This is a genomic window from Prosthecobacter sp. (assembly GCF_044222565.1).
Taxonomy (GTDB): Bacteria; Verrucomicrobiota; Verrucomicrobiia; order Verrucomicrobiales; family Verrucomicrobiaceae; genus Prosthecobacter.
In genome coordinates, this window is sequence record NZ_JBGANA010000008.1 from 84701 (window position 1) to 97312 (window position 12612).

At 60.5% G+C, this 12612-nt stretch carries 8 protein-coding genes; 6 read left to right on the forward strand and 2 right to left on the reverse strand.

The window, feature by feature from the left end; translation table 11 throughout:
• Nucleotides 1-347 precede the first annotated feature (347 nt).
• From ACILSR_RS13520 to ACILSR_RS13545, 6 genes are all read left to right on the forward strand, one after another.
• Nucleotides 348-3062: a VWA domain-containing protein gene (locus ACILSR_RS13520; RefSeq protein WP_395750311.1), complete on the forward strand. Its 2715-nt coding sequence runs from the start codon at nucleotides 348-350 to the stop codon at nucleotides 3060-3062.
• 760 nt (nucleotides 3063-3822) lie between these two features.
• On the forward strand, nucleotides 3823-5190 hold the full coding sequence (locus tag ACILSR_RS13525; RefSeq protein WP_395750312.1) for a Gfo/Idh/MocA family protein: 1368 nt from the start codon (nucleotides 3823-3825) through the stop codon (nucleotides 5188-5190).
• Between the two features lie 449 nt (nucleotides 5191-5639).
• Nucleotides 5640-6203 (forward strand): YqgE/AlgH family protein, encoded by a 564-nt coding sequence (locus ACILSR_RS13530; protein WP_395750313.1) that lies wholly within the window; start codon nucleotides 5640-5642, stop codon nucleotides 6201-6203.
• Between the two features lie 1068 nt (nucleotides 6204-7271).
• Nucleotides 7272-7730, forward strand: a complete 459-nt coding sequence (locus ACILSR_RS13535) for a hypothetical protein (protein WP_395750314.1) — start codon at nucleotides 7272-7274, stop codon at nucleotides 7728-7730.
• Nucleotides 7731-7866: 136 nt separating this feature from the next.
• The gene (locus ACILSR_RS13540) at nucleotides 7867-8448 is read left to right on the forward strand and encodes a hypothetical protein (RefSeq protein ID WP_395750315.1); all 582 of its coding nucleotides are present in this window, start codon (nucleotides 7867-7869) and stop codon (nucleotides 8446-8448) included.
• Between the two features lie 159 nt (nucleotides 8449-8607).
• Nucleotides 8608-8862 carry a hypothetical protein gene (locus ACILSR_RS13545; RefSeq protein ID WP_395750316.1) on the forward strand — a complete coding sequence of 85 codons (255 nt, stop codon included), beginning with the start codon at nucleotides 8608-8610 and terminating at the stop codon, nucleotides 8860-8862.
• 188 nt (nucleotides 8863-9050) lie between these two features.
• Here the strand turns inward: ACILSR_RS13545 and ACILSR_RS13550 are convergent, their stop codons facing one another.
• On the reverse strand, nucleotides 9051-12011 hold the full coding sequence (locus ACILSR_RS13550; protein ID WP_395750317.1) for a hypothetical protein: 2961 nt from the start codon (nucleotides 12009-12011) through the stop codon (nucleotides 9051-9053).
• The gene (locus ACILSR_RS13555; RefSeq protein ID WP_395750318.1) at nucleotides 12008-12580 is read right to left on the reverse strand and encodes a hypothetical protein; all 573 of its coding nucleotides are present in this window, start codon (nucleotides 12578-12580) and stop codon (nucleotides 12008-12010) included. Before ACILSR_RS13555 ends, ACILSR_RS13550 begins: the two co-directional genes overlap by 4 nt.
• Nucleotides 12581-12612: the final 32 nt, after the last annotated feature.

The window sequence follows — 12612 nt, forward strand, 5'->3', positions numbered from 1 at the left end:
CCGATCCTGCAGTCAGGGGCTTCCAAATTATTGGCGCTCCTACCGACTCATCAGCCCCCGCGCTCTCTCGCCATTTCGCATCGCCCCATCAGCCCTGAAAGGGCTGTGGATTCAGCCCAGGGCAAGCCGAGCCTTGGCGAGGCTGCCCTGGGTATGCCGCAATCAAATCGGAAAGCAAACCCATCCCCCCGCCACATCCAGCATCCACCAGCAGCGTCTGCCACACGCCCCGCCACGCCTACGCTCCGCAATCAGCCAGCACTTCAATCCGCCCCCACCCCATCCCTCCCCCCATTTTTGCGCCCTTTTGCGTTTCTTGCGGCCACCCCCTCTGACGCTTTTTCTTCATGATCTTCCGCCACCCAGAATGGTTCGCCCTGCTGCCCGTCCTGCTTCTCGCAGGCTGGCTGCTGCCACGCCTTTCTCTGTGGCGTCCACTCCGCCTGCTCATCCTCCTCCTCATCACCGTCGCCCTCGCCCAGCCCCAGCTCCGCCGCCTCGCCGATGGCATCGACCTCTGGGTCCTGCTCGACAGCTCCACCTCCGCGGAGCACCCCATGGCCAAAGGCCTCCCCGAGTGGGAAAAGCTCCTCGAAAAAGGACGCGGCCCCCAGGACCGCATCTTCTACCTCAACTACGCCGCCGAGGTCATGAAGCGCGGCGCTGAAGGCGCGGAAATGTACGCCCGCAATCAGACTCAAACCCGCACCGCCCAGGCCGTCACCCAGGCCCTCGCCTTTGCCCAGCGCGAAGGCCACGACAGGCCCGCGCGCATCCTCGCCATCACCGACGGCTACTCCACCGAGCCCCTCACCGGTCTCGCCTCCAAACTCACGCAACAAGGTGTCGAACTCGACTACCGCCTCGCCCGTGAAACCGAGACCACCGACTTCCGCATCGCCGCTCTCAATCTCCCCGCCCGCGCTCAGCTCGGCGAGCCCTTCCTCATCGAAGTCGAACTCCGCGGCACCGCCGATGGCAAAATCCCCGTGACCCTCCTGCGCAATGGCCACGAAATCAAAACCAGCAATGTCACTGTGCAGCTCGGCAGCGGCATCATCCGCTTCACCGACCGCCTTCCCACCGCCGGCGTCGCGCATTACGAAGCCCTCATTCAGCCCGAGAAAGACGCCCACAAAGGCAACAACCGCCATGAGGCCATGATCGAAATCGCTGGCGGCCCCCGCGTCCTCCTGCTCACGAAATACACCAACGATCCCGTCGCCACCACCCTGCAGCGCCAGGGCTTCACCGTCGAAACCGTCACCGAATTGCGCTCCCTCCGCCCCGGCCAGCTCGCCGGCGTGAAGTGCGTCATCTTCAACAACGTACCCGCCTTCGAGCTCCCCTCCGAATTCCTCCCCGCCATGGATTTTTATGTGCGCGAGCAGGGCGGCAGCATCCTCATGGCCGGTGGCAAACAGAGCTTCGCCGCCGGCGGCTACTTCGAGTCACCTCTCGATCCCTTGCTGCCCGTCTCGCTCGAATTAAAGCAGGAGCATCGCAAGCTCATGGTCGCCATGGCCATCGTCATGGACCGCAGTGGCTCCATGGGCATGACAGTCCAGAACGGCTTCACCAAAATGCAGCTCGGCGACGAAGGCGCCGCCAATGCCATCCGTTTCCTCGGTCCGCAGGATCTCCTCGCCGTCTTCGCCGTGGACAGCGAAGCGCATGAGATGGTCCCTCTCCAGCAAGTCGGCCCCAACCGCGATAAAATGGAAAGCGCCGTACGCCGCATCGAAAGCACCGGCGGCGGCATCTATGTTTACAACGGCCTCAAGGCCGCATGGGATCAGCTCAAAACCGCCCCCGCAGGCCAGCGCCACATCATCCTCTTTTCAGACGCCGCCGACTCCGAAGAACCCGGCGCTTACAAAGCCCTGATCGACGAAATCACCCACAACGGCGGCACCGTCAGCGTCATCGCCCTCGGCACCCGTGGCGACTCCGATGCCTGGCTGCTCGATGACATCGCCAAGCTCGGCAAAGGCCGCATCTTCTACACCGACAAAGCCGAAGAGCTTCCCAGCATCTTCAGCCAGGAAACCGTTGCCGTCGCCCGCAGCGCCTTCATTGCCGAACCCGTCGGCACCAAGGCCGCCGGCGGCTGGTATGAGATCAGCAGCCAGACCCTCGACTGGCCGCCACAGGTGGACGGTTTCAATCTCAGCTACCTGCGCGACTGGGCCAGCCAGGCCCTCATCACGCAGGATGAATACACCGCCCCCCTCGTCGCCTTCGGCCCCCGCGGCACCGGCCGCACCGCCGCCCTTAGTTTCCCCCTCGGTGGCGAGCACTCCCAGCGCGTCCGCGCCTGGCCTAAATACGGCGACTTCCTCCAGACCCAGGTCCGCTGGCTCATGGGCGAGGCCACTCCACCCGGCATCGGCGTCCGCCATCGCATCGAAGGCAACACCCTCACCCTTGATCTCCTCTACGATGAAGAATGGGAACCCAAACTCCGCGCCAAAGCCCCCCGCGTCGTCCTCGCCCACGGCCTCCGTGCCGAAGGCTCCCACGAGCTTGCCTGGGAGCGTGTCGCGCCCGGTCATTTCCAGACCAGCACCGAACTCCCCGAAGGGGAAATGGTACGCGGCGCCGTTCAAGTCGGCGGGCAAGCCATCAGCTTCGGTCCCGCCATCGTCGGCACCAGCACCGAGTGGGCCTTCGACGAAACCCGCGTCGAAGAACTCCGCCGCGTCTCCCTCACCAGCGGTGGCCGCGAACTCCTCGAAATGAGCCAGGCCTGGCGCAGCCCCACCATCCCCCGCTTCACCGATCTCGGCCTCTACCTCCTCATCGCCACCCTCATACTCCTCCTCTTCGAAGCCTTCGTCACCCGCACCGCCTGGAAGCTCCCCCAATGGGCCCGCGCCGAACTCAAGCCCCGCCCCAAAACCGCCAAACCCACCCGCGAGACCCTTCAGCATCAAGAACGTCTCCAGCAGTCTCCAAAAACCGAAGACCCCAAGCTCCCTGCCGTCGTTCCAGAAACGCTCCCCCCATCCGTTTCAGACGCTGATCGCCAAAGCCGGTTCCAACGCGCCAAAAAACGCTGACGCAAAGCCCAGCGCTGACAAATGCCACCGTTCAAATAGCCTTCGCTGGCAGTTCATACCACCGTTTCACCCAGCGCCGTATTGTAGTCCCGGCTTTAGCCGGTCCGGCCCTTCGCACGTAGTTCGGGGTTCGCTTCGCGGCTCCGCAGTAGCCCGCTCTGGTACTCCCTGTCATAAAATGACGTCACGCTCTTTTATGCAGCTTTCTGCGTAGCGCTCCTTTCTTCAAAGGACTCTCTCGTCAACCCAGCGCCGTATTGTAGTCCCGGCTTTAGCCGGTCCGGCTCTTCGTACGTAGTTCGGGCTTTAGCCCGTTCTGGTATTCCATGGCATGAGATTCATGCCCCGCCACCTCATCATCCAGAGCGCTGCCGAGCACCGGGATCTGGTTCAGAAAATCCTCTGCGTTTTTCCAATCTCTGCGGTGTTAATCACCCGCCCCCCTAAACAATAACGCTCACGCATAAACAGCAGCAAAGCATCCCTCTTCCACCCATTCCCGCGTCCTTTAAGTCCTTTCTGTCCTTTCTGTCCTTTCTGTCCTTCGTCCTGCCCCCACGCCCTCATTCGCCGCTTCCTAATCCCTCCACGCTCTTTCCAGACAAAGATCCCACCCCAGCAGTGCGCCTTTGAGTCACTTTGATCCAGACTCTTTTCCAACCGCTCATGGTACTAAACTGCCCTTCTTCGCCTTTCGAGACAAACACCCCGGCGTAACACCGTACGTTCGGGCACACACCCACCGCCTTTCCTCATGCCTATGTCCACGCCCACCTCCCGCCGCTCCTTCCTCAAGCACTCCACGCTCGCCTCCGCCGCTGCCGCCTTCCCGGCCTTGGTTCGTGGCCAGAACCTCAACAGCAAGCTCCAGGTCGCCTGCGTCGGCGTCAACGGCATGGGCTACAGCGATCTCCACAACGTCGGCTCCCACGCCGCCGTGAAGTTCGTCGGCTTCTGCGACGTGGACGCCAACCGCTTCGATAAAGCCGACAAAGAGTTCCCCGGCGTGAAACACTTCTCCGACTACCGCGAAATGTTCACCACGCTCGGCGATGGCTTTGACGCCGTCACCGTCGGCATCCCCGATCACATGCACGCCCCTGTGGCCGTCGCCGCCATGCAGCATGGCAAGCACGTTTACTGCCAGAAGCCCCTCGCCCACACCGTCTGGGAGGCACGCCAGATGCGCCTCTGGGCCGAGAAGAAAAATCTCACCACCCAGATGGGCAATCAGATCCACTCCTCCATCGAGTACCGCATGGGCACCCGCCTCATCAAGGAAGGCGCCATCGGCAAAATCAAAGAGGTCTATTCCTGGGTCGGCGTCACCGGCAACGAGCGCACCCGCATGTTCCAGCCGCCACCCTCCGCCCCCGTCCCCGCCAATTTGAACTGGGACCTCTGGATCGGTGCCGCACCCATGCGCGAATACGCCCCCTCCTACCATCCCTTCATCTGGCGCGACTGGCAGGACTTCGGCGGCGGCGGACTCGGCGACTTCGGCTGCCATATCATGGACCCCGTTTTCACCGCGCTCGATCTCACCGCCCCCATCAGCGTTCACGCCAAAAACAGCGGCATCAACAATCAGATCTGGCCCACTCACGAAACCGTCAACTACGTCTTCCCCGGCACCCAGTACACCGCCGGCAAGACCATGAAACTCACGTGGATGGATGGCGGCCTCAAACCCAGCCACAAGCTCGCGCAGATGCCCGGAGACATCGACCTCCCCGGCAGCGGCTCCATCTTCATCGGCGAAGGCGGCACCATGGTCCTCGCCCACGTCGCCGGCCCCCGCCTTTATCCCCTCGATAAATTCACCGGCTTCAAATATCCGAAAGAAGAAGGCCGCAGCCACTGGCACACCTGGGTGGACGCCTGCCTCGCCTCCAAAAAAACCAGCGACGGCTTCCACTACGCCGGCCCCCTCGCCGAAACCGTCCAGCTCGGCAACGTCGCCACCCGCCTCGCCATCCCCAAGATCGACCCCATCACCGGCCGTATGGAGGAAGCCAACAAAGTCCTCGAATGGGACGCCGCGAACCTCAAATTCCCCAACGCCCCCGAAGCCGACGCCCTCCTCACCAAAACCTACCGCAAAGGCTTCGAAGTCGCTGCAGCGTAAACTTTGGCAGTACGATGGGCACTCTTGCCCGTCGATCCCAGCGCCCCGCTACCTCCAGCGCGGTGCACGTCCTCCATCGTACCAAAACAGCGCTCTGTCAGACCAGTTCTCGCTGTCTTCCTCAGCGGCCTTCGAACCGCTGCCGTTTCTTCACTCACCCATCTGCCAGAGAGACCAAAGCCAGCAAAGAACAGGTCCACTCTGCCACCTCTGCTCCGTTGCCCCTCTGCGGCAAACCGAACGTCCGCTCGCTTTCCCATCGCGAACACATCTTGCGAACACGCCCCTCCAAGCCTCCACCACTCCCCACACACTCTGCCGCCCACTCCCAACAACCGTAAACCACCGTCAACAATCGTTCAGCCACCGTCAACTCCCCCTCCACTCCCCCCAAACTTTTCCATGCGCTAATTGAGTGACTGGCGTAATTATTGCGTCAGACACTTATCATGAACTCGGAAAGCACGAACGAATCGTCCTCTTCCCTCAGCGGAAGCCTCCTGCTCGCCTCACCGGCCATGCGCGACTCCAATTTCGCCCGCTCCGTCGTCTTCATGGCGGCGCACACCGCCAAGGACGGTGCCTTCGGCTACATCCTCAACCGACCGCTTGAGCAATGCGTTGCCGACCTCCTCCCTGACCAAGACCTCGGTCCCCTCGGCGATGTCCAAGTCTTCATGGGCGGCCCCGTCTCCACAGATAAGCTCGCCTTCGCTGCCCTTCACTGGAACAAGCGCCGCCGCACCCTCCGCTGCCAGACCCATCTCTCCGTCGCCGATGCCCTCCACGCACTCAGCCTCGGCCACGAAGTCCGCGGCTTCGTTGGTTATTCCGGCTGGAGCGGTGGTCAGCTCGAAAGCGAACTCGAAGTCCGCTCCTGGATCACCGCCGACCCCCGCCCCCTCGTCCTCACCGTCGAAAAGCCCACCCAGCTCTGGTCCGCCATCCTCAAAGACATGGGCCCCGTCTATCAAGTCATGGCCGGCATGCCCGAAGACGTCGGCCTGAACTGATCCCTGCCTGGAGCGCGGAACTCCGATCCCGCTCTGGAAACGCTCCCTTTGCCGTCAGCCCTTTCGTTACTCCATTCGTGCCAGGCTTGAATGGCCCACGGCGGCACCCTTGCCGGAGGCCGTAGGTTGGATGTGTTTGGCGCCCCATTCATTCTATCCCCAAACCATCCTCCGCCAAACCGTCCGACCACCAGCGCGCTCATGCTCGCAGACCGTGACCGTGAAACCGTTGGCACACCTAACTAACATCCCCTCGACACTCTTGGATCAGCCTAGCGGTTCCTCCGCCGTCCACGCCAGCAGATCGCAAGAGCTGCCTCCGCGCAGTAAGATCAATTCACGGTCATATTCGACACGATAATAGGACGCAAATACGCGTCATATTCAGCAATTCAGTTGCCTATCCCGCCATTGTTGCGGCAAAAGTAACACCCATAAAAGCTTGCCCCCTTGAGTACACGACAAATCTGTCGCCTATAATAGGGATCACGTACTCGACAGATTTGTTAGCCATCCAATAGTTAGCCTGCATTCACGCGCATGGGAATGTTCGACCATTATCGCCCGAAGCCAGACCTTCAGTGCCCGGTCTGTGGAGCATCTGAACTTGATTGGCAGGGCAAGGGCGGGCCTTGTGCTTTGTTTGTTTGGGAGCAGGGACAGGCAGCGCCTGTTGAGCAGCGCGTTGATGACGAGTGCAAGATTTCATGCGAGTCCAGAGCTGAGGTTCGGTTGCCAGTGCGTTTCGAGATTTATGCCGAGTGCGGATGTCCGACATTCCTCGACGCAGTTGGTTTTACAGAGCATGGAGTTTGGACGCGGACAGAGTTGATGAGTCCGGCCAACGCAGTGGCATCACCTTATGAGAGCGAGAGAGAGTTCCGGAAGAGGTTGGCTGCTTACGCAGTGCATCTTGGACATGCAGGCTAACCATGCGCTGCAGCGAACCCGGCGGGGGCGTCGCGGTTGCAATCGTTGCGTCCCGTGCGCCGGGTCGCTGAGCTTGAGCCGTTCGCCTAACTCATGAGCGCCCAGTGTGAGAGAGCAATTCAAGACACCTAATCGCAGATGATCACCAAACTGCTGCACTTCATGAAGGTCGCGCTCATCATTGGTGCTTTGGTAGGCATCGGCCTGATTATAGCACTCTTTGGCGGCGCGTTTTCACGCGGAAGCGGTTCGCATGTGAACTCTGTCAGTTGGCTTCCCAAGACTGCGTCAGACATCACCTACCATGAAGATGACGGTCTATTCTATCACTTCTGTTATGAGTGCACGATGGCTCCTGAAGATTTCCAGAACTTTGCTCGGGAAAGTCGATGGACTTTAAACGAGAAGCGTGACTTCCACGGCACAGGAGGCCGACTGAGGTTAGGACTTCCGCCATTCAGAGTTGAAGCCAATAGATCTCCAAACCATTACCCATTTGCACTGGTGTATGAGAATGTCGCACGCAATGGTGGAGGTATCCGAGTGATTTATGATCCCGATAGACAGCGTCTGTTTTTTGACGAGAGCAGCAACTAACCCTCAGCAGAACCACTGCGAGAATGAAGAACAAAACGGATGCAGGCAACGGCTCGTATGGCAACTGTCGTGTCATCGACGCCTCCCGCTCGCCGTCGCCTTTTCCGGGTCGTTCGCCTAACTCAACACGCCACCCATGATGCGAAGTGCCCTTTCGACAGTCTTGAGCTTGTTGGTTGGTGTCGCTGAAGCTCGACCGGTCGCCATCCCCACCATTCAAGAGTTGATGGCACAGTCACCCTTCGTCGTGATCATTCATCCAGAGTCAGTCCGTCAGACGACCGATCGCCCGGACGATGACTCTTTCGGTAGCCGGGACATGAAGAACTACCAACCACTTGAGACAACGTGCCGAGTCGTTACGAGCTTTAAAGGTGCCATCACGGAGCAGACCATCAAGATCGTTCACTTTGCATACGCCGATCCGAAGCCAGAGTTCAACGGGGGTTTGATGATGAGCTTCCTTTTTGATCCAGTCGGCTTCGTGACTTTCCCTTCTCTGCCAGACGGCAAGCCTGATTTGACTCGTTCGCAGGCGTATGGGGTGGGTGGCCCAGAGTATCTTGCTTTTCTCCGGCGCCTCCCTGACGGGCGATTTGCAGCAGCTTCACCTCACTACGATGCAGCCACTTCCTTCCGGCTTTTGTCGCAGGTGCTTGGTGCCCAGCGTTATCACCATCACCCAGCCGCCAAACCGACCGAGCAACCCAAGAAGTGAAAACGCCCAACCGCCCATCCAAGGCCGAACAAAACGGATGCAGGCAACGGCTCGTATCTCATCTGTCTTGTCATCGTCGCCTCCCGATCCGAAACGGTAGGCATCACTCGCACGATGACATTTCAGCATCCAGATGTTGAGCAGGCTTACAAGCGAGTCATGGCTTCGCACGTTGCTGGCTTGACCGACGAAGAGCAGCCAGTGTTCGCTTTGATGGATGTTTACGCTTGGTTTCGGCTGATCGAGGGCGAGCAGAGTGCCAAAGGTCAGGAGATTATCAGTCTTTTGCTATCGCCTGAGTTGCGTCCTGGATTGAGGAGTTGGTATCGGAGACATTCTGGCAAGGACTCCAACATCGCGTGCACGCAGTTCCGAGACCATTTGAGTGAGTTGGCTGGTGAAGCATTTGCATGACCACGAAGCCAACCAATCGTCGCAGCGGACGACCTCTTTGACCCTCTTCAAAAATTCTTCACACCTCCAATTTTCGTTACCCCGTCTCCTCCATCCAATCTTCAAAGTAACCGCAAAACACTCAAAGAAACCATTCCCAAATTTTTTGCGACTCTTTGCGGCCACCTCAACTCCCCGCCACTCGCCCCCTACTTCGAAAACTCCTTGTCGATCGCATCCAGGTACTTCGAGATCGGATCCGTCCGCGGCGGCAGTTCCTTCTGAATCGTCGCGGGCAGGTTCAGGTAGTCATTGAACTTCCCGGACAGCCCGCCGCTCTCGCTCGCCTCAAACCAGTCGAGATAATCACGCACCGCGACCGACTTCTGATACGCGATCAGCGCAAACTCATGCAGCGTCACCAGCCGCTTCTCCATGTCCTTCGTCCGGCCCGCTTCAATGTCCAGCACCGCCACCAGGTAACCCCGCACCACTGGGCGGAACAGCACGCTCACCCGCAGCTCCAGCGCACGCAGCGCGGCCACGTTTTCCGCCAGGATCCTGCTGCGGTCCGGATGCTTCATAATGCGCTGATATTCCTCCAGCGGCAGAATCACCGGCACCAGCGGTGCAGGCGTGCCAGGCGTCGTCGTGGATTGCTGCGACTTGACCTGCTCTGCCGTGGCAGGTTTCGCATTCGGATTGGTCGTGCGCGGTTTTTCAGACGTAGAAGCAGCACCGGACGTTTTCGCCACCGGCTTCGAGTTCGGGTTCGTGCTGCGCGGTTTGCTGCTCTTCTTGGCGGCAGGCTTTTCTTCAGCGGCAGGAGCCGGCTTCTTCTCCTCCTTGGGCTCTGCCTTGGGCTCCTCCTCCGGCTTGGGCTTGCGCTTGCGGAAATCAAACAGCGGCTCCGTGGTTTGGCGCGCAGAAGCGGGTCCCAGCAGCTGCCAGGCATCTGCCAGCACCGGGGAGATCAGCCGTGCCACATCAATGGCGGATGGCGGCTCTGCCAGCGCCTGCTTTTCCTTCGTCACTGGTTTGTCCGCTTCCTCCTTCGTCGGTTCGTCGGTGGCCTTCTTGCTGCCGCGGAACCAGTTCATCGGGTTCAGCTTGGTCGGCTTCTTTTCTTCCTTCGCGGGCTCTGGTTCCTTGGTCACCACCGGCTCCTTCTTGCTCTCCGTCTTTGCCTTCGGCTTGTCCTTCTCCGCAGTCTTTGTCGTCGGTGCAGGCGCCGCGGAATTTTCCGTCACCTTCGTCTTTGGCTTCTCCACTGCCGCCGCAGCCTCCTTTTCAGACACCTTCTTCTCACCCGATCCCGCGCCAAACAGACGACCCATAAAGCCAGGCTTCTTCTCTTCCTCCGCCTTCGTCTCTTTCTCAGCCGCAGCCGCAGCCGAGGTGGCTGCACCTTCCGCAGCCTTGTCAGAGACTTTCGTCACAGTCTCCGTTTTGCTCTTCGGCTTCTCAGTCACCACCGTGGCAGCTTCCTTTTCAGTCTCCTTCTTGTCGCTGCTGCTGCCGCCCGCGCCGAACAGCCGCCCCATGAAGCCGGGCTTCTTTTCCTCGTCAGCCTTCGCATCCTTATCAGCGGCAGCGGCGCTTTCAGCCGCCTTTGCCAGACTCTCCATCTTGGACTTGGACTTCTCTGCGGCGGCCGCTTCAGCGGCCTTGGTTTCCGCGTCTTTGGGGCTGCCATCACCGAGAAACAGCAGACGCCGCAGCAGGCTGCGCTTCGGTTTTCCCTCTTCCTCGGTCGTCGTCTCCTCCTTGGCTTCAGCCGTGCTGTTCCCCTTCGCCTTGGGCTTGGCCGACGTATTCGAATTCGCCGACGATGGGCCGGCTGCCGCCACAGGTGCCGGCGCATCCACCACCTGCAGCGGCGCAGGCAGCACAAAGGGATGCATCTTCACGTTCTTCGGCACTTCGGCCGGAAGCGCCTCGTAATGGATCATGATCGCCTCTTCGATCGCCTTCAGGCTTTCCGCCGCAGTCAGCGGCTCCGCCACTCCCGGCTTGGAAAGCGATGCCAGCTGCAGCGACCACCATTTGTTCAGGCTTGAGGACGATGCCGCGAAGTTGGGAAAGTTTGCACTCAGCAGCTCCCGTTCCGAGCGCGGGTCCACCGCCAGGGCGTTGAGAAACTTGTTCAGATGCTCCGGTCCGCTCGGCTGGTCCACCAGCGCCAGCACCAGCGCACTGCAGGACGTCTCGTAAATCGTCCGCGACAGCCCGTCCATTTCCGTCGGAGAAGCCTCAATGATTTCCTCGATGCCATACACCTTGCCGCTTTTGAAAAGCGAGGAAAACACCGCGCTCGGACTCGTCGTGGCGCGGTAGTCCATCGCATGCAGCACGCCCGTCAGAATCCAGTCCGGCAGCAGCAGCCTCCCTTTGGGTGTTTCCATCTTTTGATGGTTCCGCAGAATGCGCTCGGCCAGCAGCGCGCGCACCACCTCCCGCCGCAGGTCCGCCACATTCATTCCTGGCTGTTCATTCACCGTCACCTGCAGGTGAAAGCCTCCGAAATTCAACTCAGAGACCGTCGTCGAAATCGCCGGACCTTGCGTCTTGGCGGCCGCCTCGCCGGTGTTCAGCAGCACCACGATCGGCAGCACCCACGGCTCCTTGTCATTGAGCACCTTCCGCACTTCCTGCGCAATCTCCTCGCAGCGCGTGGACATGGCGCTGCGTGTCTCAAAAACTTTTCCATGCACGATGAACTGCCTGCTCGTGCTTGTCGAACTCGTCACCGGCGATTTCTCCGACGGAGACGAAACACGCGGCACCTCGGTCATCGCCGGCTTCTGCGTCACCGCCTCCAGCGCCTCCATCTTGCTCAGCGTATTGCCAGACGGCACCACTCCGGGCGGCGCACTCCCCACAGCCGCAGGTGAAACTGCCGGCGGCGCCACCGCAGGCGCAGGCACGGGAGCCGGAACTGGCATCGGCGCGGCAGCGGGCACAGGTGCTGCCGGCACCACAGCCCCGCCGGTCTGCAACTGCCCTGGCACAGGCGGCGCCATAAAGGTCTTCGGCGCCTCAATGGCAGCCGCGGCTTCCTTCTGCTCCTGCGTCAGCGGCGGCACCACCGGTGCCTGCCCCATTGCGATCAATGGGGCGCAAAAAACCGAGAGCAGTCCTCCTCGAATCAATGATAGGCGGCGTTTCATGCAGTGGGAAAGCGGGAATCAAGCACAAGCTTGTCCTTGTCGAGGGTGATCTGCGTCATCTGAAACAGCGCCCGGATTTCCGGGTCCAGAGCCTCCGCCAGCGCCCGCAAGGACGGATAAATCGGCCTCATCATCCCACGCGGCATTTGCAGATGACCATAGGCCCCGCTCAGCAGCTCCACCTGAAAATGGTCCGCATCCCGGCTGATCGCCAGGTCCACACTCGCAGTCCTCGTATGGCCATAAATCTTCCACATCATATACAGCCGCGCGCGGTTCGGCTCCAGGTCGATGCGGGCTCCCTCAAACTCCACCCATCCCCCGAGCTTGCCGTTGATCTTCCCTTTCAGCGTCGCCGCCAGATGCCGGTTGATGTCCCCCTCGCTGATCTCGATCACCGCCGCGCGCTTGATCGCCGCCTGCCTCAGATTGTCCACCAGCTCCTCCGTTTTTGCGGAATTCGACACAAGAACCTTCGACACATCCGCCGGCCGGTGCGCCACCCACGCAGCTCCCGCCAGCATGCTGATCCCCAGCAGCCGCAAGGTCTGGAACAAATGGCGAATCACGGCAGTCGGAGTGGAAAGTGGAAAAGGATGCA